Annotated in this window: 15 protein-coding genes; 5 read left to right on the top strand and 10 right to left on the bottom strand. The window is 41.5% G+C overall.

Going from position 1 to position 22826, the window contains the following annotated elements; all coding sequences use genetic code 11:
- Nucleotides 1-157 precede the first annotated feature (157 nt).
- Together NCWK1_RS08415 and NCWK1_RS08410 are read left to right on the top strand one after the other, a co-directional pair.
- Nucleotides 158-6040 (top strand): trifunctional serine/threonine-protein kinase/ATP-binding protein/sensor histidine kinase, encoded by a 5883-nt coding sequence (locus NCWK1_RS08415; RefSeq protein WP_103124397.1) that lies wholly within the window; start codon nt 158-160, stop codon nt 6038-6040.
- A 153-nt stretch (nt 6041-6193) separates the two neighbouring features.
- A complete protein-coding gene (locus NCWK1_RS08410) occupies nt 6194-6793 on the top strand; it encodes an SMI1/KNR4 family protein (protein WP_103124396.1) in 600 nt (199 codons plus the stop codon).
- Between the two features lie 42 nt (nt 6794-6835).
- Here NCWK1_RS08410 and NCWK1_RS08405 read toward each other — a convergent pair whose 3' ends face one another.
- From NCWK1_RS08405 to NCWK1_RS08385, 5 genes are all read right to left on the bottom strand, one after another.
- Complete coding sequence (locus tag NCWK1_RS08405; protein WP_187308089.1) at nt 6836-7168, bottom strand: hypothetical protein; 333 nt, start codon at nt 7166-7168, stop codon at nt 6836-6838.
- A 262-nt stretch (nt 7169-7430) separates the two neighbouring features.
- A complete protein-coding gene (locus NCWK1_RS08400; RefSeq protein ID WP_103124395.1) occupies nt 7431-8831 on the bottom strand; it encodes a sugar porter family MFS transporter in 1401 nt (466 codons plus the stop codon).
- A gap of 122 nt (nt 8832-8953) precedes the next feature.
- Entirely contained in the window at nt 8954-9952 is a 999-nt protein-coding gene (locus NCWK1_RS08395; RefSeq protein ID WP_103124394.1) for an ABC transporter permease subunit, read from the bottom strand.
- On the bottom strand, nt 9949-11502 hold the full coding sequence (locus tag NCWK1_RS08390) for a sugar ABC transporter ATP-binding protein (protein ID WP_103124393.1): 1554 nt from the start codon (nt 11500-11502) through the stop codon (nt 9949-9951). Before NCWK1_RS08390 ends, NCWK1_RS08395 begins: the two co-directional genes overlap by 4 nt.
- A gap of 87 nt (nt 11503-11589) precedes the next feature.
- Nucleotides 11590-12615: an ABC transporter substrate-binding protein gene (locus tag NCWK1_RS08385; RefSeq protein ID WP_103124558.1), complete on the bottom strand. Its 1026-nt coding sequence runs from the start codon at nt 12613-12615 to the stop codon at nt 11590-11592.
- Between the two features lie 490 nt (nt 12616-13105).
- On the opposite strand from NCWK1_RS08385, the gene NCWK1_RS08380 reads away from it, so the two are divergent.
- A complete protein-coding gene (locus tag NCWK1_RS08380; RefSeq protein WP_245894859.1) occupies nt 13106-14161 on the top strand; it encodes a LacI family DNA-binding transcriptional regulator in 1056 nt (351 codons plus the stop codon).
- A 409-nt stretch (nt 14162-14570) separates the two neighbouring features.
- Here the strand turns inward: NCWK1_RS08380 and NCWK1_RS08375 are convergent, their stop codons facing one another.
- The 4 genes from NCWK1_RS08375 to NCWK1_RS08355 form a co-directional block, all read right to left on the bottom strand.
- A complete protein-coding gene (locus NCWK1_RS08375) occupies nt 14571-14807 on the bottom strand; it encodes a DUF4327 family protein (protein WP_062297131.1) in 237 nt (78 codons plus the stop codon).
- A gap of 814 nt (nt 14808-15621) precedes the next feature.
- Nucleotides 15622-16008, bottom strand: coding sequence for a metal-sensing transcriptional repressor (locus tag NCWK1_RS08370; protein WP_096579422.1), 387 nt, complete (start codon nt 16006-16008; stop codon nt 15622-15624).
- A 90-nt stretch (nt 16009-16098) separates the two neighbouring features.
- On the bottom strand, nt 16099-17496 hold the full coding sequence (locus NCWK1_RS08365) for a metal-dependent hydrolase family protein (protein WP_103124391.1): 1398 nt from the start codon (nt 17494-17496) through the stop codon (nt 16099-16101).
- A gap of 162 nt (nt 17497-17658) precedes the next feature.
- Entirely contained in the window at nt 17659-17970 is a 312-nt protein-coding gene (locus tag NCWK1_RS08355; RefSeq protein ID WP_245894858.1) for a hypothetical protein, read from the bottom strand.
- Between the two features lie 428 nt (nt 17971-18398).
- Between NCWK1_RS08355 and NCWK1_RS08350 the strand changes: the two genes are divergently transcribed.
- Both NCWK1_RS08350 and NCWK1_RS08345 read left to right on the top strand, forming a co-directional pair.
- Complete coding sequence (locus NCWK1_RS08350) at nt 18399-19622, top strand: HhoA/HhoB/HtrA family serine endopeptidase (RefSeq protein WP_103124390.1); 1224 nt, start codon at nt 18399-18401, stop codon at nt 19620-19622.
- Between the two features lie 482 nt (nt 19623-20104).
- Nucleotides 20105-20320, top strand: coding sequence for a hypothetical protein (locus NCWK1_RS08345; protein ID WP_103124389.1), 216 nt, complete (start codon nt 20105-20107; stop codon nt 20318-20320).
- A 205-nt stretch (nt 20321-20525) separates the two neighbouring features.
- Here the strand turns inward: NCWK1_RS08345 and NCWK1_RS08340 are convergent, their stop codons facing one another.
- Nucleotides 20526-22775, bottom strand: coding sequence for a DUF1796 family putative cysteine peptidase (locus NCWK1_RS08340; RefSeq protein ID WP_103124388.1), 2250 nt, complete (start codon nt 22773-22775; stop codon nt 20526-20528).
- Between the last annotated feature and the right edge of the window lie 51 nt (nt 22776-22826).

Here is a 22826-nt window from a genome sequence, read left to right as displayed (position 1 = left end):
ATAGCCAATCTCCACAACCATCTTTTGTGTGTACATCATCTCTGTGCATACCGTTAATCAATATCTAGTTGGTGGGAATACTAACAAAGTCCAGACAAGCTCTGCACTGCTTGTTGAGGAACAGCAAAAACCAACTTGTGCTATGAGGTACGTATAGATGGTGACAGTAAACACTACCCCCATCATTCCCGGATATAAAATAAGCTCGCAGCTGTACGCAGGCTCCAGAACCCAAGTATATCGGGCTATCCGCGAATCAGATCAACTTCCAGTCGTCATCAAGCTATTAACCTCAGAATACCCTACCTTTCAAGAACTACTGCAACTCCGCAATCAATACACCATTAGCAAAAATCTCAACATTGTCGGCATTATTCAGCCATTATCATTAGAAACATATAGCAACAGTTATATTCTGGTGATGGCAGATACAGGAGGAATCGCATTACGCGAATATATGCAAACTCATCCCCTCTCCCTGACAGAATTTTTGAGTATTGCCCTTCAACTAACCACCAGTCTCCATGAATTACATCAAAATCGAGTGATTCATAAAGATATTAAACCCGCAAATATCTTAATTCATCCCCAAACAAAACAAATCCAAATAATTGATTTTAGCATCGCTTCATTACTACCAAAAGAAACCCAAGAAATCAAAAATCCCAATGTTTTGGAAGGAACTTTAGCTTATATCTCCCCAGAACAAACCGGGAGAATGAACCGCGCCATTGACTACCGGAGTGATTATTATTCTTTGGGAGTGACATTCTATGAATTGTTAACCGGAGAATTACCATTTAATAGCACTGACCCAATGGAGTTGGTGCATTGTCATTTAGCGAAAATGCCAACAGTAATCGGGAACAGGAAAGAAATTCCCCAAGTGCTTTCAGATATTGTGTTGAAATTAATGGCGAAAAATGCCGAGGATAGATATCAAAGTGCTTTGGGATTAAAGCATGATTTAGAACTTTGTTTAGCGCAACTCCAAGATACAGGAGTAATTACAGATTTTCTCATCGCTGAACGGGATGTTTGCGATCGCTTCTTAATTCCCGAAAAACTATATGGTAGAGAAACCGAAGTTAATCGCTTATTACAAGCCTTTGAGCGCGTCGTCAATGGCACATCAGAAATGATGTTAGTAGCGGGATTTTCCGGGATTGGGAAAACCGCTGTCATTAATGAAGTCCACAAACCAATTACCCGACAACAAGGCTATTTTATCAAAGGTAAATTTGACCAATTCAATCGCAATATTCCCTTCAGTGCCTTTGTCCAGGCTTTGCGAGATTTAATGGGGCAATTGTTATCAGAATCGGATGCAAAATTGGTACAGTGGCGCAGTCAAATTTTAGAAGTGGTAGGAGAAAATGGACAAGTTTTGATTGAGGTAATTCCCGAACTAGAACGAGTGATTGGTAAACAACCCCCAGCACCGTCACTATCGGGAACTGCGGCACAAAATCGGTTTAATTTGCTGTTTCAAAAGTTTATTGCGGTGTTGACGACAGTGGAACATCCACTGGTGATATTTTTGGATGATTTACAGTGGGCAGATTTGGCTTCTTTTGGGTTAATTAAACTGTTGATGGAGGAGAAAAACTATCTGTTGTTGTTGGGTGCTTATCGGAATAATGAAGTGTCGCCCTCACATCCGTTAATGTTGATGGTGGAGGAGATGAAGAAAGTTGGGACGACGATTAATACTATTACTCTAGCACCCCTGATGGAGCAGGATACCAATCAGTTAGTAGCTGATACTTTACGTTGTAAAACCGAGCGAGCGCAACCTCTGACAAAATTAATTGAGCGTAAAACTCAAGGTAATCCGTTTTTTATTACCCAGTTTCTCAAGGCGTTATATGAAGATGGGGAAATTACATTTAATCATCAGCAAGGTTATTGGGAATGTGATATTACCCAAATTCAGTCTTTATCTCTTACTGATGATGTCGTGAAATTTGTCGCCAAACAGTTGCAGAAGTTACCTGAAGCAACGCAAAATGTTTTGCAGTTAGCTGCTTGTATTGGTAATGCTTTTGATTTAAACACTTTAGCTATAGTTTCTCAGCAGTCTGTCACGGCTACTGCAACCGCATTATGGAAAGCTTTGCAAGAAGGTTTGATTTTGCCAACTAGCCAAACTTACAAATTCTTTCAGACAGAGAGTGAAGCACAAACTAATTCCCAGAAAAATATTGATGATGATTTTGTGAATTTGACTTATCGCTTTCTGCACGATCGCATTCAACAAGCCGCTTATAAACTAATTGCAGCCGATCAGCGACAAGCAACTCATTTGGCGATTGGTAAATTACTGTATGCCAATACACCAGCAACTCAACTAGATAAACATATATTTGAAATTATCAATCACCTGAATAAAGGCATTGATTTAATTACTCAGCCTGATGAAAAACTAGAGTTAGCCCAACTGAATTTCATAGCGGGATGCAAAGCTAAAAGTGCGATCGCATATAATGCAGCCGTCAATTATTTTACCCAAGGCATTGATTTACTTCCTGCTGATCCTTGGACAACAAACTACAAACTTAACTTAAATCTGCATCACCAGCGTCTCGAAGCAGCTTGTCTAAATACCGACTTTGACAAGTTGGCAGCTTGGGGTGACATCATATTGCAATCTGCGACTTCTTTGCTCGACACTATCAAAGTCCATGAAACTCGAATGATGGCATTCCGTTCTCAAGGTAAATTTGCCGAAGTGGTAGAAACTGGGTTGCAGGTGTTGAAATTACTGGATGTGGAATTTCCTGAACAGCCAACTGTAGCAGATATTGGCGCAGCAGCCCAGTATACACGGCAGCTATGGCAGGAACGCACACCCTTAAGTTTTCTAGATTTGCCAGCGATGAACGACCCGCATCAACTCGCAGCAATGCAAATCATGACCAAATTGGTGTCTTCCGTTTACGTTGCTGCACCTGCACTATTACCACTCATCACCTTCAAACAAGTGCAGATGTCTATCGAGTTTGGTAATTCGTCTATTGCGATTTTTTCTTATGCAGACTACGGATTAATTCTCTGTAGTTTTATGGGAGATATTCACGCTGGCTATGAATTTGGACAACTTTCATTAAAGTTACTAGAAAAATTCCAGATTAACGCCTTTAAAAGCCGAGCTTACTTTATTATTAACAGTTTTATTCGGCACTGGAAAGAACCTCTGCAAAATATTATTCCATCTTTGTTGGAAGGTTATCAAATTGGTTTAGAAACAGGAGACTGGGAATGCGTAGCCTTAAACTTAGTTTTATACGCCAAGTACAGCTATTGGAGTGGTCGAGAATTAATTGATTTGGCTGAGGAAATGCAGCTTTATCGCCAAGTCATCAGTCAAATCAAGCAAAAGGCATCATTAAAATATTATGAGTGTTGTCAGCAAGCAATTCTCAATTTATTGGGTGAGGCGGAAGTTCCTTATCTTCTACAAGGTACAGTTTTGAATGTGAGCGAAGTTTTACCCAGTTTACAAGCTTTGAGTGACCGATTAGGTTTATTTTATATTTATTTGCATCAAGCATTTCTCTGTTATTTGTTTGAAAAATATGAACTAGCTGCACAACAAACAACCTTAGCAGAAAAATATAGTGATGCTAGTAGTGGCAGTTTGATGATAGTTGTTTGGGTTTTTTATGATGCTTTAATTCATTTAGAACAGTATGAAACAGCAAATACTGAACAACAATCAATAATTATTGAGCGAGTCAATGCTCATCAAGAAAAATTGCAAAACTGGGCAACTTTTGCCCCTTTTAATCATCAACATCGCTGGCAACTATTAGCCGCCGAACGTTGTCGAGTTTTAGGTCAATATTATGATGCAATGGCACATTATGATTTGGCTATTGCTGGAGCCAAAACCCACGGTTATCTACAAGAAGAAGCACTTAGTAATGAACTGGCTGCAAAACTTTACCTGAATTGGGGCAAAGAGAAAGTGGCCGCAGGTTATATGCAGGAGGCGTATTACTGTTATGCGCGTTGGGGTAGCCAAGCCAAAATTAAGGATCTGGAAAACCGCTACGCCAATTTACTGCAACCCATTGTCCAGCAGAAATCACAATCGCTGAATGTACTGGAAACATTATCAGTGAACGTTACTCCCCATGTCTCAGTTCATAGTTCCCAAGAGCAAAGTCGTATCAATGTTGCCTTTGATTTTGCTGCTATCTTGAAAGCTTCTCAAGCCATTTCTGGCACAATTCAACTGGATGAACTACTGCACCAACTAACTCAGATTATTTTGCAACATTCTGGGGGCGATCGCTGCGCCTTAATATTGCCTAATCATCAAGGAGAATTTTTTGTCAGAGCAATTGCGACACCAGATAACACCGAACTTTTTTGTGAACCTTTAGAGAACAATCCAAATTTACCTGTGAAATTTATTCAATATGTGAAAAACACCCAAGAAATTCTGGTAATTGATGAACTGCAAACAGATTTACCTGTAATTGATGAGTATTTACAGCAACGACAACCAAAAAGTCTATTGTGCTTACCGATTCTCAATCAAGGTGATTTAATTGGCATTTTGTATTTAAAGAATCGCTCTACTAGTGGAGTGTTTACTAGCGATCGCATTCTCATTCTCAACTTTCTTTGTACTCAAGCGGCGATTTCTCTAGAAAATGCCCGACTTTATGAAGATTCTCAAATTTATGCTCAACAATTAGAACAATCTCTAGACAAGTTACGCCTGAGTGAAAATCGCTTTCAGAAACTCGCAGATAATATTCCAGGATTGATTTATCAAATTCGGATTCAAGCTGATGGTTCATCTTCCGTGTCTTATGTGAGTTCTGGGTGTCAAACTCTCTACGAAGTGGCCGCAGAAGATATACTATCAGGGAAATATAGTCTGCGTGATTTTGAACATCCTGACGATCAAGCTGAGGCCTTTCGTGCCACTATGGAATCAGCGCAGAATCTCACCCCATTTCAACATGAGTGGCGAATTATTACACCCAATGGGACTATTAAGTGGGTAAAAGCCGCTTCCCGACCAGAAATTAGCGAAAATGGTGAAATGGTTTGGGATGGTATTGTGATTGATATTAGCGAACAGCAAGCTGCACTTCGTGAACGCAAACAAGCTGAAGTTGCAATACAGCAAAAATCTCAAGAACTAGAAAAAGCTCTACAAGAACTGCAACAAGCCCAATTACAAATGGTGCAACAAGAGAAAATGTCTGCATTAGGTAACTTGGTCGCAGGTGTTGCCCATGAAATGAACAATCCTCTTGGCTTTATTTGGGCTAGTCTCCAACAAGCTAAACCCATCTTGGCTGATATCAGCACGCACCTGCAACTATATCAACAAGCTCTACCAAATCCTCAAGATGAAATTCTTAATCATGCTGAAGAAATTGATTTAAATTATAGCTTAGAAGACTTGCCAAAAATACTTGATGCAATGCTAATTGCTTGTGAGAGATTAAAAAATATTAGTACTAGTTTAAGAACTTTCTCTCGTGCTGATCAGACTTATAAAGTTTTATTTAACATTAATGAAGGCATTGATAGTACAATTTTAATTCTCAAACATCGTCTCAAAGCTAACGAAAAGCGTCCAGAAATTATCATGGTTACAGATTACGAAAATTTACAACCAATAGCGTGTTTTCCTGGACAATTAAATCAGGTATTTATGAATATTCTTGCCAATGCTATTGATGCTTTAGATGAGTCAAGTATCGGACATAGTTTTGAGGAAATTAAATTAAATCCTCACAAAATTATTGTAAAAACTACTATTGAAAATTACTATCTCAAAATTTCTATTGCAGATAATGGCAAAGGCATAAGCGAAGATGTAAAAGTACACATATTTGACCATTTATTTACTACCAAAGAAGTCAATAAAGGTACAGGATTAGGACTGGCGATCGCCCGCCAAATTGTTGAAGAAAAACATGGCGGCACAATTGCAGTTAATTCTGTGTTAGGACAGGGAACAGAATTTGTCATTTCCCTACCTATTACAGATAACACTCAATGTTACTAAGAAAATGTGAAACTCTCACTATGGCTGGGTGTAGAAAATAGGAAAAAATTAACAAAATTAAATATACGCCCAACACTCCAACCCCAGAAGCTTTATAGATGATAATTTTGATATTAACTTAGAAAATTCATCTAAAATCCTAGAGGTTACTTTATGCTAACTTTGACTCAATATCTTGAACGTATATTAGTTTGGTTGCAGCTTAATCAACCATCGTTTGCTTCATCTTTACAGCCTGGTTTAACACGTTTGCAAATTCAAGAAAAAGTTCAAAATTTACCATTGGTGCTATCTGAAGAGTTTTATGAACTTTATCAATGGCGTAATGGTGTAACTTATGGAGATGAAAATTTCGCTATTTTTTACCCACCCTATACATTTAATTCTCTCGAATTTGCAATAGAGGAATATTATAAATTAATTAAATATGCTCATAAATTTTCAGAGCAGAACTGGGTTGATCCTGCTGAAATATGGAATAATAAATGGTTACCTATTTTCTCTTTTGATAAAGAATATATTTGTATAATTAGTGACGAAAATAATATAGAAGTGTCGCAGGTATTACATAAGCTTATGGGCGGAGGAGAACCTATTATTAAATACACGAGTCTTGCTAATATGATGCGAACCATAGCAGAATGTTATGAAACTGGAATTTATTACGTTAGTGAACATGGAGACTTAGAAATAGATGAAATAAGGGCAGATCAAATTAGGTTACAATATAATGACTTGTTTGAAAATTATTAGTTATGCCCGAACGGTACTAAGAAAACCTGAAAGGCTTGTGATTTAAGCACTCTGCAATTGCTTGCGTAATTCTTGCCGGGGTTTGGTCAATCTGGGGTAAGCTTTGGGGCGGCGTTTAGTAACTCGTGGTTCAGTGCCTGCGGGACGGTCAGGAACTTGTTTGTGAACGATAATTTTTAGCAAAGTGCGATAAAGTCTGTTGCGTTTTTGAGATTTAGCAGCTTCTAATTTAGGAATAAAATTTAGTAAATGATGACGAATACCTTGAAGAGATAAACGATTTGGAGGCATACCATAAGTAGTCCCAGCATCCCACATTAAACTACGAAGTAGATTGTATCCCAGCAAGTAAACATAAATTTCCTTGCGTACCATTGAGGGGGTTTTACATCTTAAAATATCCATACCCAACGTAGTTTTTAAATGTCTTCAATCGAGTTCAACCTCCCAACGCTTATAGTAAAGTTTGACAATTTCTAGGGTAGGATAAATTGCTTGATCTAATAAAGTAGTAATTAAACTGACTAGTTGGCTACGAAAACCAGGAATTTATCTGCGGTTAATTATTCTGGCTGAAGTGAGAACTGCTATGGAGGGAATAGAGAATCTGAAAGATGTTCCCTGTTCCCTGGATTAATTACATATCTTCTAATTCCATTCCTTTAGTTTCCTTAATAAAGAAGAGAACGAAAAACAGTGAGATAGCTGCCGCAGTGGTATAGAGTCCGTAGGCTGCACCCAAGCCGAAATATTGCAGGATGGGAGGGAATGAGGTGGAAACAGCGAAATTTGCTACCCATTGCATCGCCGCCGCCACAGACAGTGCAGCCGCCCGAATTTTATTATTAAACATTTCGCCTAACAGTACCCAGGTGACTGGCCCCCAGGAAAAACCAAAGCAAAATACATATAGGTTGGCGGTAACAAGAGCAACAATACCTGTGCTACCACTGAGAGTTGGGTTCCCAGCAGCATCTAGTGGCGCAGTACCGAAAATTGATGCCATTGTTCCCAAGGTATTGGTCATACCAATTGAGCCGAGAATCAATAGGGGTTTGCGACCAAATTTATCGACGAAGGCGATCGCTACTAATGTGGTAATAATATTTACTGCACCTGTAATCACCGTAATTGAGAGGGAATCTTTTTCCGAAAAGCCCACCGCCCGCCATAAAACACTGCTGTAGTAAAAGATGACGTTAATACCGACAAATTGCTGAAGTAAAGATATACCGATACCAACCCAAACTATCGGGAGAAGTCCGCCACTCCGGCGTAGGAGGTCAGAAAATTGCGGTTCCCGTTCTCGCATGACTGTTTGGCGAATTTCCTCGATTTTGGCGAGGACGTTACCCCCGATAATTTTACTGAGAACATTGGCGGCTTCTGGCTCTCGTCCTTGAGCTACTAAGTAGCGAGGCGATTCGGGAATCATTAAAGCAGCCATTCCATACAGCACCGCAGGCGGAATTTCTGTCCAAAACATCCACCGCCAAGCCGCAATCCCAAATAAAAAGGGAGATTCGGCTGAACCTGCTGATACTGCTATAAAGTAATCACACAGCAGGGCAATGAAAATTCCAACTACAATCGCTAGTTGTTGCAATGACCCTAACCTACCGCGCAAATTGCTAGGAGAACATTCAGCAATGTAAGCTGGGGCAATTACACTGGCAGCACCAACGGCAAGTCCACCCAACAGCCGCCAAAAGATAAAATCCCAAATGCCAAAGGCAATCCCAGAACCAATAGCACTGATGGTAAATAAGACTGAAGCTACCACCATTGCTTTAACTCGGCCATATCGGTCGGCAATTTTGCCCGCATAAAAGGCTCCTAATGCCGAGCCTAACAATGCCAGGGATACAGCAAGGCCAGTTAGTACGCTATTGGCGCTAAAAGCTGTGGATAAAGCTGCAACTGCACCGTTAATAACTGCTGTATCAAATCCGAACAAGAAGCCACCGAGGGCAGCAGCGCCAGCAATTAAAATTACATAGAAGGTGTTGGATTTACGACGAGTTGTGGTAGATGTCATGGTTGTATTTGGTGTTGGGGAATAAGATCATGAGTTATTCACGCAGAGACGCGGAGGCGCAGAGAGAAGAAGAAGAGTTGATAGTGCTGAATATTCTTCGCCCTGCACCTTTGCACTCGTGCCTAACGTCTGGAACGTCTACGGAGTCTATCAATCATGACTGCGGCAATAATTACTAGTCCTTTCACAACGAGTTGCCAGAAATAGGACATATTTAATAGGGTCAAACCATTGTTGAGAACGGCAATGATTAATGCACCTAACAGTGTGCCGCCAATTGTGCCGATACCGCCCGTGAAGCTGGTGCCACCGAGGATGACGGCCGCGATCGCATCTAATTCATAACCCTGTCCTAATATCCCTGTGGCACTATACAGCCGACTGGCACTCATAATTCCGGCTAAACCTGCCAGCAATCCACTCACGCCATAAACAAATAGCAATACGCGATTGACTTTGATACCTGTTAATCTGGCGGCTCGTTCGTTACCACCTACTGCATATATCTGCACACCTAAAACAGTTTGGCGCAGCACAAACCAACTCACAGCTACGGTTAATAGGGCAATAATGACTAACCAGGGAATGGGGCCGACGTAGCTATTACCTATCCAAGCAAAGTTGATGTTGCGGTTAATAACTGTTGTACCATTGGCAACTAAAAAGGCCGCACCCCTTAAGGCGGTTAATGAACCCAAGGTGACAATAAACGGCGGTACATCCAAAAAGGTGATTAAGGCACCGTTGAGTAAACCTAAAAGCAAACCTGTCAGTAAAGCAGATGGGACAGCCAACCAACCTAAAGCCGGCAGCAAAGATACTAACACTGCAACTACCGCAGACACAGCCAAAATTGAACCTACGGAAAGGTCAATCCCACCAGTGAGAATCACAAATGTCATCCCGGTTGCCAGGACAATATTAATTGATGCCTGACGTAAGATGTTGACGGCGTTACCTGCTGTGAAAAAGTTGGGACTTAGCAGGGAAAATAAGATGCAGATAATTACGAGAATCGGTAGAATACCCGCAACTTGCAAGAAATTATTGATGGATTTACGCCGACTGGCTGTGGAATTTTGGCTAGGTCTATTGTTGACAGGTCTTAAGGTTTGACTCATGATGCTGTTACCTCCGATGCTCCAGTTGCATAGTGCATAATGTTTTCTTGGGTGATTTCTCTGTCTGGGGTGTCGTCTAGTTCGCCCACTAATTGCCCTTCGCGCATGACTAAAACGCGATCGCTCATTCCCACAATTTCGGGCAGTTCGCTGGAAACCATGAGAATTGCGACTCCTTGGGCGGCTAAGTCGCTGATAATCCGGTAAATTTCGCTTTTCGCCCCGATATCTACGCCGCGTGTTGGTTCATCTAGCATCAATACTCTGGGGTTAATGGCTAACCACCGCGCCAGTAGGAGTTTTTGCTGATTCCCACCGGAAAGATCCACGGCGCGAATTTCTAAGTTAGCTAGTCGGATATGGAAGTTTTCGACGGCTTCTGTGGCAATTTTATTGACTGAAACCCAGTTAACAATGCCACCTTTGGCATCCTGTCTGAGTCGATTCAGTCCAATATTCTTGCGGGAACTCATCTCTAGAAATAAACCTTGGTCTTTGCGGTCTTCGGGGACGTAGCCAATACCTGCGGCGATCGCATCACTAGGGGAATTAATCTCTAGTTTTTTGCCATTTAAAAATATTTCCCCACTAGCTTTGCGGTCAGCACCAAAAATCAACCGCGATACTTCTGTCCTTCCTGCACCTACTAACCCAGCTAGTCCTAGAATTTCGCCCGCACGTAGTTGAAAACTAGCTGGTTGTATCTTGCGCCCATCACTAATGTTTCTAACTTCCAGCACCACTGCACCCGGATTCTTTTGTCGTTGATGTTCGTAGAAGTCCTGCATGGAGCGACCAACCATCATCTGTACCAATCGCTGGGGCGAAATTTCCTCACGAGTTAGACTGCCAATATATTGACCATCACGTAGTACACTAATTCGGTCAGCCAAAGCATAGATTTCTTCCATACGATGACTGATATAAATAATGGCAATGCCATCGTTGCGGAGTTTGCGAATCACTTCAAATAAGCGCTCAGTCTCGCGGTCAGATAAGGCGGCTGTTGGTTCATCCATGACCAAAATCCGGCTTTTATCTTTCAGCGCTCTGGCAATTTCGACTTGTTGTTGTTCGGCGATCGCCAATGTACCTACTATTGTTTGTGGTGTAAAAGTCGCCCCCAAACTGTCTAGCACCTGCTGGGCTTCGAGTTCCATTGTTTTGCGGTCTAAAAACTGACCCCGTTGCAACTCGCTCCCCATAAACATATTTTCGGTAACGGTTAAATTGGGTGCGACGTTCAGTTCTTGATAAATCAGATTAATCCCCGCTTGTCTGGCTGTACCAGGATCGGTAATTTTTACTGTTTGACCATTAATGCGAATCTCCCCTTCATCAGCAATGTAAGCACCCGCGAGAATTTTCATTAATGTGCTTTTACCCGCCCCATTTTCACCCATAAGGGCGTGAACTTCTCCGGGATAAATGGTGAGATTCACACCTTGCAACGCCGCAACACCATGAAATCGTTTAGCAATTCCCTGCATTTCTAATACAGGGGTGACAGTTGTCGGCGGAGAAAAATCTGTTTGAATATTTGTTGTCATAAATTTCAGTGCTAAGTGTTGAGTGCTGAGTGAAGGATAATAACTATTACCTCCTGCCTTCTGCCTTCTGCCTCCTACCTCCAAAACTTACCAACCAGTTGATGTACTGACGTTCTCTTTTGTAATCAACTTGGCGGGAATCAAAATGTCGGGTGATTTCGGTTTTTTGCCGTTTAAAATATCGTTTCCTACCCGAACTGCTGTTTGCGTCATACCGCTGGGATTTTGAGTCGCAGTTGCCGCATATAGGCTATCGTTAGAGGCGATCGCTTCAATTGCTTCTGGCGCACCGTCAACTCCTACAATGAAAAATTCGCTGCGTTTGGCTTGATTGGCGGCTAAATCAACTCCCACGCCGCTAGGATCGTTGATGGCAAAAACAGCATCAATTTTGGGAAATGTTACCAGGATATCGCTCATCACTCTGAGTCCACCATCCCGGCTACCTTCGGCGTTCTGGTCTTTAGACAGGATTTTGATATTGGGATATTTAGCTAAAACTTTCAAACAGCCATCAACGCGCTGAATGACGGAAGCGACTGGCGGCCCGTTAACTATAACTACATTGCCTTTACCTTTGAGGCGATCGGCAATATATTGACAACTAATTTCTCCGGCTTGCAAGTTATTGGTGGTGACGGTAGCGTCTACCTCTGCGTCTACGCCTGTGTCTACCGCAATGACAATCTTGCCTACTTTTCTCGCTTGCTCAACCGCTGGTCTGATACCTTTACTGTCAGCCGCATTCAGAATAATAATGTCAGTATTCGCCGCCACGAAGTTTTCAATTTGATTAAATTGCTGGTTTAGGTCATATCCGCTAGAAACAACAGTGACTCTGACATCATTACCACCAATTTTTTTCGCTTCTTTCTCCGCGCCTTTGGCCATGACAACAAAGAAAGGGTTACTTAAATCGCCCAGTGTCACACCAACAGATCGTAATTTAGTATTGCGATCGCCTACGGTGGTCTGAGTATTTATATCAGTAACATTTTTGGCCTCAGTGTTAATGGCTGTGTTGCCATTGGGAGAAATATTACTACAGCTGACCAAAGTACCACTGACAATACTTAATAAGGTCGCTGCCATCGCCTGTTTTTTCACATTCATCCACATCCTCTTAAAAAAGCTGGTAAAACCGGAAATATGTGTAGAAATATTAACTAAGCTAAAATCATCTTTTAATTTTGCTTTCTGCCTTTTGTTTTCTGCTTTCTCCTAACGATAGATATTTACTCCGACTTAACTTGAAAAAGTTGTGATTGTTTTCGATTTTGCTAAAAATTGAGTCTGTGTGCGAAAAAAGTTTACTCAAGTAGGCAAACATTTTCAGATGAATTTTAGATTGATCCCTCATATTGTTCTCAAGGCTTTCACCATTAAGTAACTATTGGTGAAAATCCTGTAATCTCAAGACTTCAAGCATTTGCTCAAATTTCAGCAACAGGTTTTTTTCTAAGAAAATGTTGTTAAATCTGATTTTCTTAATGTTTAAACTGATGTTATGCACAGGTGTGCATTCCTGATGTCTTTTATTTTTGCACACCTGTGCATAAAATTTGTGTTAATTTTATTTACGTTGCTTAGGGTAGTGCTGAACATGAGTAAACGAAAGATTTCTATTGAAGATATTGCTCGCAAAGCAGGTGTTTCTCATTCCACGGTTTCACGCGCTTTACGAGACAGTCCGTTGATTAGTTCTAAGGTGCGGGAGGAAATCAAAAGACTGGCGCAGGAAATGAACTATGTACCAAATGCGATCGCTCAAAGTTTACAAAATCAGCGAACTTATACCGTTGGGGTAATTGTCACATCCATAGCTGATCCCTTTTTTGGCGAACTAGTAGAGGGAATTGAACAAGTTGCGAGACTTGCTGGCTTAAATGTGTTGTTAAATGCTTCACATGGAGATTTTGATCAGGAAATAGCCGCTATTGAGAATTTTCATTACCGCCGAGTAGACGGAATTTTAGTCGCCGACTCACGCATAGGTAAACACTACACTCAACAGTTAACCCAATTTACTGTGCCAACAGTTCTCATTAATATCGATACAGAAGATCAAAGCAAAACATTTCACTCAGTTGCCATAGATGACCGCTTAGGTGGCTGTTTAGCTGTAGAACATCTCCTAGATTTAGGACATATTCGTATCGGTTATTTAGGTGTAGGTGATGGTAGCAAAGCAGACCAACAGCGCCTAGAAGGATATCGAATGGCTTTGAATCAAGCAGGTCTAACACAAAATACTAACTGGGTAGCAATTCCCCAGCGGGATGAGCAAGCAATCAGCGATATTGATATCGGTAAAAAAATGCTACCGCAATTAATAGCCGCTGGAATAACTGGCATATTTTGCTACAACGATATGGTAGCAGTTGGCGCTCTCTTAGCCTGTAAAGAACTGGGTATTTCAGTACCAGAAAATTTGAGCCTGGTGGGATTTGATAATATTGCTCTGGCTAGTTACATTACCCCACCACTCACAACAGTTAGTCAACGTATGGTAGAAATGGGCGAGTCGGCTATGACTATGCTGCTGGAGTTATTTGAGGGGAAAGCTGTAGACAATATTCTTCTCTCTCCGTTTTTAGTTAAAAGGGAGAGTACAGCAACAGTTAGTAGAGCAAAAAAATCAGTGATTACATTGAGGTAAAAACTTAAATTGCTGGTAAAGTTTATAAGTATGTAACAAATAATTAAGCAGAAAAATTACGTATCTTCAAAAAAATCACCGGAGCAGTTAGAGATAAAACACCGCCCCGGTTAAATAATATAGATAAAATACTCAAAGTTATGAAAGTGGATTTACGCAACAACCTTTCTCGATAAACTTACGGTAGGCTATGATTTCGTCAATGCTGCTAAGAAAAGTTGTTTAACTCAAACTTTAGTAATTCTGCAATGCTTATGGTCAAGAAAAATAATAGAAGACTCTGGATCAGGGAATATTTGTAAAAAACTAGAGACTTTACCTTCAGAAGGTTGGGCGGTAGATTGTTCTTTGTCAAAGTTAAACATCCAAAAAATATCCTCCCAATCCAAAATCTGAAATCCTAAACTAATTAGTCATTGTCCCATTGTTCACGACCAATCAGGTCGCCAATGCGATCGCGCAGTAGAAAATCGCATTTTTCTAACTCACATTCAACGCATACCCACTCTCTTGCTGGGATGTATTGGCAGAGTGTATATATTGGCTGTTGTCGGCTAACCATCCCCTTCTGCACCAGTCGGCGTGCTTCGTCTTGGATTACATCTAGAGAGTAGTAATTGATAGAAGGCACCGTATTCACACTCATGATTTTTACTCACACATTTATACGTACATAGTATTCCCACTTATGATGGGAAACAAACATGACAGAGATTAGACTTGCAACTAGGGTTTTGTATTTTGCTATACGGAACTAATTCCATTTTGACGCTACACACCCTCAAATTATCTAAAGAAATGTTGAGAAAGTCAACATTTTCTGACATTAGCTTGAGAGAATGTCAATACAAAGATCCTATAGTAGTAGAATTTACTTCTTAATGAAGGTTGTGTTATCTACCTTAAAGAAGTTCTCAACCTTTACAGGAACTGCCTTCAAGCATAATTGGGCAGACCATCATAGTTCATACTGTAAATTTAGTTATGTACTAAATAGTGTGTCAGCCATGTTTAAAGCTGCTGAAATACGTCCATAACTAAACACGCGAAAGGTTTTTCGGGAAGAATAGAAGTATAAACTATTGCAAAATATAAGCGCTAAAGTACACCACAAAAACTTGCACAGCAGCAGATATTAATCATTTCTTAAAAAATAATCGAAGTTCTGCTGGTTATTTGCGGCACTGCGGGTACTTTCATTGGGATTTTGGATTTGAGATTAACTCCACAGATAAATCTCAAGGCTTGTATCCTTTGAGAACTATTAGTTATAACCTATTGAGATTTGTAACAAATTCAGAATTCACTCAGGTAGTTAGCCTGTGTTGAACTTGAAGATGTGTATTTACCTCCCTTAACCTTTAGTTATATTCAAACAGACCTACTCTCATCACGTCTGTAAACTTCTTGGCGAATATCCAGAGATCAATTGTTCTAAAGTTACTTTTAAATCAGCTTGATTAAGGCATAAATCGATCTAAAGCCGCCTTTAATTGTTCAATTTCCACATCTATATTGCCTTCCTTGGCGGCTCTGGCGATACACTCCGTTAAGTGTTCATCTAGCACGATTCTGGCAACTCGGTCTAATGCGCCCCGAACTGCGGCAATCTGCAATAATACATCAGGGCAGGGAGTACCTTGCTGCACCATTGTTTTAATACCGCGAACATGACCTTCTATCCGTGACAGCCGATTCACAATTTTGCGTAAAGACTCTTCACTATGGACATGAGTATGACCAGATTTTCCATGACCATGAATATGATCTGCATCGTGGGTGTGGAAGTTTTCGGTTGACGGGGAGATAGGCAAGGACTCTGGTGTTAATTGGTTTGATCCATTCATGGTATTAAAACACTGGCAGTACTAAGATCCTAGCCCAGAATAAACGCATCTAAGATTTTGACCAAGGATGAGCCGCACTGAAATTCTCAGTCATCTGAGGAGGTTCTTATATATTTTTCCGTCCTTCATAATCACGATGAAGTTCTTGCCTGGATTCTCAATCAGCTTGATGTTTTTTAGAGGATTACCATCCATCAATAGCAGGTCAGCCAGTGCGCCTTCTTCGACTACGCCCAGTTTGCCTGGGTAGGGATTGCGTGGGCCAGACAATGCAAGCAGTTCGGCATTTGTGCTTGTTGCCATCTTTAAAACTTCAGATGGTGTGTACCAGCGAACCATTTTCGTAAGTTGCGCCCCTTGCCGGGTAGCTAGTTTAGCATCGAATAATAAATCAGTACCCCAAGCTGTTTTGAGGTTGTATTTCTTCGCCAGGGTGTATGCAGTATCTGTCCCTCTGGCCACTTCTAGTTGTTTGGCGTAGTTAGCCGACCCTTGTGGAAACGGAATTGCATCTTCGTCATTGAGGAATGGCTGTATACTCAGCCAGATGCCTTTTTCAGCCATGAGTTTCGCCGTCCCCTCATCCATCAACTGTCCGTGTTCAATGCACTTGACACCAGCCCGAATCGCCTTTTGAATTGCGCGAGGTGTATAGGCATGGACTGTTACATAAGTGTTCCAGTCTTCAGCAGCCTCGACTGCGGCACGTAACTCAGCTTCCGTGTACTGGCTGACATCCAGCGGGTCATGATTTGAGATGATACCGCCACCAGCCGCCAGCTTAATCTGGGTAGCACCTTGCATAAGTTGTTCACGAGTTCTGCGGAGTACTTCATCCACACCATCTGCGATCGCACTCACACTGCTACCTAGAACTTCTGGGCGGTTGAAGTTTGTATAAGGTTCCCAAATAAGATCTTTTGGTGTGCGGTAATCACCATGTCCGCCAGTCTGCGAGATCATCGCGCCACTAGGATAAATGCGCGACCCCACCACATCACCTGTATCAATTGCCTGCTTGAGGTCGAACACTGGCCCTGCCATATCACGAACACTGGTGAATCCGCGTAGCAGCATTTGTTCTGCTGCGGTTTGTGCTTTCTGATTCAAGACTTCAGGACTAACTTTTGGCGAGAGTAACTCCTCACTCGTACTGGCAATCATAAACAGATGGACATGGTTATCAATCAGTCCCGGCATCAGTGTGCGATTATTTCCATCTATTCTGGTCAACTTTATGCCCGATGCTGTGGCAATTGGAGTTTGAGAAATGGTTTTAATTTTATTACCAACGACTAAAACATTCGATGGCTCAGAAAGCTGATCAGAAGTACCATTGAAAATACGAACGTTCTCGAACAGGATGCTGTTGGGTTCCTGAGTGCGAACACCAGAGGATGAGTGAATTTGAGCATAGCCTGTTTGTGTAATAAATCCGAGTAGTGCAAGTATCAAAGCCCCTAATGCAATTTGGTAGCGAAATTGCATATGCTATCTCCTCATTGGCAATTCTAAATGTGGAAAATTAAAAACGACTTCCGGGGCTTTGCAATACTCACAACAATGGTTTGCTGATTGTGCGATTAGTTATAGTAGGGATTCATGAATTCCCTTGCTGTATCAAGGCTGAGGTTCGGGCTGTTGCTGCTCTCAGTTCTGCTTCAACAACCTATCTAATTCTGCTTGTTGTTCTGGCGGCAATTGCTGCTGTTGATCTCGTGCTAACCGCCATAGATTCATTAACTCTGATAGGCGTTCTTGTTGCTCGGCACTGAAAAACGAGTCAGAACGAAAGCTTTGAATAATCAGTAGTGCGCTAAATTCAATTTCATCTAACTGGGCAGTTAAGGCATCAAGAGCTTGTCCCGCAGTTTTGCCAACAGAATGTTTATCTCCAGCGATCGCACGATAGGATTTCTCACCCTTAGCATCAGAAATTGGCAAAATTGCTACTGTCTTCATGCTTCTAGCTAAAAATCACCTACCTTAAATTATAGCTCTATTCACTCAAGGTCAGGTTGCAGAACAGTTACCCTAGAAGAATTTCGTAAAATATTGAGCGATCGCAGCAATGCTTATTTGTAAGCAGCAAGGTGTACTTATTAAAAACCCTTACACCTCCACACCCAGTCTCCACAGACAATCTTTGTGCGTAAGTCTTGGTGATACCCGAACCTGATCAGGGTAAATGTCCGTAATAGCTATCAGGGGAAATTTTCAATTAATTTAAATTACAGGTAGTAAACAAGATGCTTTAGTTCCAGTATTGAGTATCTAAAGCGGTAGACAAAAGTTAGTACGCAGGAATTTCATCCTACCTGTAAAAATAACTTTAGATAGATTTGTCACGACTAAGCAAAAATTCGGCTTCTAAAATTTAGGTTGTGATTATGCGATTGTCCAAAATAACCCGTTCTCTACGTAGACTTAGTACCCATATTTTCGCCATATTTTTGGGAGTCTTGCTCACAGTTAGCACTCTGCGGGTGTTACCTTCCCAAGCGGAACCTGCACCCAGTTCAGCAAAAGTTGGTGATACACCAGAATTAATTGCCCAAAGACAATCACCAGCTACGGCTGCTATTGGTAATAGTAGTTTTGTCACAGCAGCAGTGAATCGTGTTGGGACAGCTGTAGTGAGAATTGACACAGAACGCACAATTACTCGCCGTCGGGTCGACCCTTTTATGGAAGACCCTTTTTTCCGGCAGTTTTTTGGTGATGCTTATTCTCAACAATTACCGCCAGAACAATTGCGCGGTCTTGGTTCTGGGTTCATTATTGATAAAAGTGGTTTGGTTTTGACCAATGCCCACGTTGTTGATAAAGCAGATAAAGTGACAGTTCGTCTCAAGGATGGTCGTACTTTTGAAGGCAAAGTTCAAGGTATTGACGAAGTGACAGATTTAGCGGTGGTGAAAATTAACGCTGGTAAAGATTTGCCCGTTGCACCATTGGGTTCTTCTAATGCTGTACAAGTAGGAGATTGGGCGATCGCAGTTGGTAATCCTTTAGGCTTTGATAATACAGTTACTTTAGGTATTGTCAGCACCCTCAAGCGTTCTAGCGCCCAAGTAGGAATTTCTGACAAACGCCTAGACTTTATCCAAACCGACGCAGCAATTAACCCCGGTAACTCTGGCGGGCCATTGTTGAATGACCGTGGTGAAGTAATTGGCATTAACACCGCAATTCGGGCTGATGCGATGGGTATTGGCTTTGCTATTCCCATTGATAAAGCTAAAGCGATTGCCACACAACTGGAACGGGATGGTAAAGTTGCTCACCCCTATTTAGGTGTGCAGATGGTCACATTAACACCCGAATTAGCTAAACAAAATAACAGCGACCCCAACTCTACATTTGAAATCCCAGAAGTGAACGGGGTTTTAGTGATGCGAGTTATTCAAAATTCCCCAGCGGCTAAAGCAGGTATTCGCCGTGGTGATGTCATCCTGCAAATAGATGGACAAGCCATTACAAATGCAGAACAGTTGCAGAACTTTGTGGAAAACACCAACCTTGGTCAATCCTTACAGCTAAAAGTTCAACGAGGTACTCAGACACAACAGCTATCAGTCCGCACTGCTGAGTTGCAAAACGCTAGTTCATAAGTGCTAATTTCTGATGTTTGAAAATGGGGGTATGCTGAGGCTTATCCCCATTTTTTTGAGTTTTATCGCACAGTGCTGATTAGCAACATAGTAATTTCAAAATATATTGCTAGTCAGATATGTTAGGACAATTTGAAAGCTTGAATGCCATAAATAGTAAGACTTTCTTCCAGCATAGCTGCCTCCTGCCTTCTGCCATAGTTTATGACTTTAGTCATCTCATAATCAATACTTTCTTCACATCCTTATTTCTGCGGAGTTTTCTAAACTAAAAATGAAAGTTAACCAGCAATCTTATTGAGAATTAGAAAATAATTGATACCTGATTTACTAGCGTAAATACTTGTCTCATTAGTGAAATTCCGTAAAAGGAAACGCTGTTGCTAAAAGTATTTTCTCTGGTTAGCTAACGGGTGTAATTGACGAATTCTTAAGGAAGGCTGTAGCTAACTTAGCAATAAAAAACTCCAGGAGATTTGAATATGATGAAACGCATCCTTGCTGGAACCTTACTAGCTCTACCACTTTCAATATTTGCTGTGCAAAATCAAGCATCAGCCGCACAGGTTATTATCAGACGTGATAACCATCGACCTGTGGTTGTACGTAAAGTTGTACGCCAGAGATGGGTTCCAGCGCACTGGGAAAGAACACCGCGCGGTCGGCGTTGGGTTGCTGGTCGCTATGAAAGGTATTAATTGATGTGCTTGTCACTGTATTAAACTAAAACACGTTTAAATCACAGAATTGTAAAGGTTGTCATTAGTCATTTGTAAATACAAATGACTAATGACAGTCTCAAGCACAGCATTTGCAACTTGAATGCACACCAGCTTAACAGTGTTGATGGTCTTATGGAAATTGTGATTTACATTGACAAATATATAGGTACAAGGAGAGTTTTCATCCCTTAACAGGTACGTTGGGGGGACACCAAAACAGGTTTTTGCTGGAAATACCCAGAGATTCTAGAATTTTGCGCATAATCTCTGTGCAGTACATCCAGTGTTCTAAGTCGTCATACATAAGATCGGGGTTAAACTCGACATTGTAATGCAGCACATTTGGGATGTCTAAAAATTCGTCAGAGTCTTGGGAAGAAAGCAGCAAAAGTTGAAATGGTTTACCTTGGCATTGTTTTTCTAGTTTATTCAGCAAATCTATCACGCCACCGCGATCGCCTATCCCAGTGCGGACAAAAAGTGCTTGGTCGCAATTTTCAATTGTGTACCAAAATCTTTGGGAACGTGCTGTATAGCGCACTCGCATCCGTTCATAAACAGGAGACATATCGTTTACAGGGTCGTCTGTTTCTTCAACTTCATGGGCGAAGGATAAACCAGACCATTTGCTGTGGTAAATTCTCCATGCTTCTGGATTGTAATGCAGGAAGTTGGGGTTCCACATATCATCAAAACGATTTTCGATGATATCTGCGATGTCTGCAATCTTGGTAGTGCGGGTAAGGTCAAAGGGAAAAGCCGGGCCGTCATATTCCATTTTATACAGCATCATTCGCACAGCACAGCGATCGCCTAATGGGACAATTGCTACTCTACTAATGTCTGATAATTGACATTGATATTGAAATAACACCGCAGATTGGGGTGGGAGTTTCACCCGACTTTCTAGTCCCTGATTGCCAATCATCATTGTACGGAAAGGAATTTCAGGATGCAGTGGGTCTTCATAAACACCCGCTGGCATTGCTTTAAGGGCGTTTCGCACCTCTTTCCACATGGGATGGATGTTGTACTCGTGGTCTGATTCGTTGATTACCCAGAGGTGGTGTTCATCTTTTTGCAAAATTCCTAAATGCCCATCATAGAACAAAACTTGGGAGTTGTTCGGCGCAAATAGATTGAATGATGCAGTATATTCGACATCAGCACCAGGGAGTATTTCTACGGTTGTGGCGATCGCGCCATCTTCCTGTACTGCAAAGAAGGGGAGTGTTCCTATCTGGGGATTTTTAGCAATGTAAATACCTGGGAGCAATCCGGCTTTATTTTGCAATACAGTTTGGATTTCTTGCCAATAAGGTGCAATGGTGTAACTGTATTTTGATGGATTGCTGATTCGTAAACCCTTCTCTGCGATACAAGCACAAACATAAAAGCCTGCATTATCAAGATAAATGGGGATTTCGTTCGGTTGCCAAAAATGTTGGTTTTCTGTGGCTAATTCGGCTTTGTCGATGTCAAATAATTGCAGGTTAATCGCCTCGTACATCAAGCGATGACCAATAGTGTTGGGATGCGCCGGGTCGAAAGATATACCATCACGCCAGCGTCCCTGACCATTATCTAACACTGCCAACCAATCCAAAATCGGTACACCCCAATTTAACATCCGATTGTGTGTTTCTTGTAACAGCCAATAATGCTCAGGAGAATAATCACCATTGGGATAGACACTTCCCAAAATCGGCTGCGCTCCTAGTTGGCGCGTCATTTTTACCAACTGCTGCAACCCGCTTTCAAACCGCCTTTGGATTGCTCGCCGTTCGTGAGGGGAACAATAAGCTAATCCTTCATTACCCAGAGATAGGGCAATAATAACTATATCTGGTTGTTCTGGTGTTACTACAGAACCAAAGCGGGCGATCGTTCTGCTGACATTGGCTCCCACCTCGGAAACATTGACTACTCTGTGGTCATATTTTTGCTGTAAAGCTTGCTCTAGTTGTCCAACCCAACCGTCTAACAGCCAGGCTTTATGACCCAAGGCGACAGAACTACCAATGACGACGATTTTTAAATTGTCTTCTCCTAAACTTTGTTTAACAGGAGTTGGCTGCTCAGTATAGCCAAAGGGATAAGGCTGCAAATAACCGAATGCCCCATCATCCACAACAATAGTACCTGAATGCTGATGATTAATCGGCAACCAACGATTGAACCCAAAACCTTCCCATTCACCCCAACTTTTGGCATCAAAACGGACATATTTATATTCCACGCTCTGTCCATCGCCTGATTCTCCAGATGGCTGAATCTCAATTTCGTCTGTCCACCATAAAGGATAGCGATCGGCACTGGTGCGGAGGTGAATACATCTAGTAATATCCCACAATCCCAACTCGGAAGTAGAACCAACCAGAGCAATGGATTCACCAGTTTGTGTATATGCACTAACCTGGAATCGATACATAGATTTTTTATTGATTTAAGAATAAAATGCTACAGAGTAAGCTACATTCTG

The sequence above is a fragment of the Nostoc cycadae WK-1 genome, assembly GCF_002897135.1.
In the GTDB taxonomy this organism is placed as follows: domain Bacteria; phylum Cyanobacteriota; class Cyanobacteriia; order Cyanobacteriales; family Nostocaceae; genus Nostoc_B.
Note: the sequence above shows the minus strand (reverse complement) of the source record. Positions and strands in the feature narration are given on the sequence as shown.

What these genes read in the sequence shown, in the direction of transcription:
- NCWK1_RS08415 (WP_103124397.1), top strand. Translation starts at nt 158, where the DNA reads ATGGTGACAGTAAACACTACCCCCATCATTCCCGGATATAAAATAAGC.
- NCWK1_RS08410 (WP_103124396.1), top strand. Translation starts at nt 6,194, where the DNA reads ATGCTAACTTTGACTCAATATCTTGAACGTATATTAGTTTGGTTGCAG.
- NCWK1_RS08405 (WP_187308089.1), bottom strand. Translation starts at nt 7,168, where the DNA reads ATGGTACGCAAGGAAATTTATGTTTACTTGCTGGGATACAATCTACTT.
- NCWK1_RS08400 (WP_103124395.1), bottom strand. Translation starts at nt 8,831, where the DNA reads ATGACATCTACCACAACTCGTCGTAAATCCAACACCTTCTATGTAATT.
- NCWK1_RS08395 (WP_103124394.1), bottom strand. Translation starts at nt 9,952, where the DNA reads ATGAGTCAAACCTTAAGACCTGTCAACAATAGACCTAGCCAAAATTCC.
- NCWK1_RS08390 (WP_103124393.1), bottom strand. Translation starts at nt 11,502, where the DNA reads ATGACAACAAATATTCAAACAGATTTTTCTCCGCCGACAACTGTCACC.
- NCWK1_RS08385 (WP_103124558.1), bottom strand. Translation starts at nt 12,615, where the DNA reads ATGAATGTGAAAAAACAGGCGATGGCAGCGACCTTATTAAGTATTGTC.
- NCWK1_RS08380 (WP_245894859.1), top strand. Translation starts at nt 13,106, where the DNA reads ATGAGTAAACGAAAGATTTCTATTGAAGATATTGCTCGCAAAGCAGGT.
- NCWK1_RS08375 (WP_062297131.1), bottom strand. Translation starts at nt 14,807, where the DNA reads ATGAGTGTGAATACGGTGCCTTCTATCAATTACTACTCTCTAGATGTA.
- NCWK1_RS08370 (WP_096579422.1), bottom strand. Translation starts at nt 16,008, where the DNA reads ATGAATGGATCAAACCAATTAACACCAGAGTCCTTGCCTATCTCCCCG.
- NCWK1_RS08365 (WP_103124391.1), bottom strand. Translation starts at nt 17,496, where the DNA reads ATGCAATTTCGCTACCAAATTGCATTAGGGGCTTTGATACTTGCACTA.
- NCWK1_RS08355 (WP_245894858.1), bottom strand. Translation starts at nt 17,970, where the DNA reads ATGAAGACAGTAGCAATTTTGCCAATTTCTGATGCTAAGGGTGAGAAA.
- NCWK1_RS08350 (WP_103124390.1), top strand. Translation starts at nt 18,399, where the DNA reads ATGCGATTGTCCAAAATAACCCGTTCTCTACGTAGACTTAGTACCCAT.
- NCWK1_RS08345 (WP_103124389.1), top strand. Translation starts at nt 20,105, where the DNA reads ATGATGAAACGCATCCTTGCTGGAACCTTACTAGCTCTACCACTTTCA.
- NCWK1_RS08340 (WP_103124388.1), bottom strand. Translation starts at nt 22,775, where the DNA reads ATGTATCGATTCCAGGTTAGTGCATATACACAAACTGGTGAATCCATT.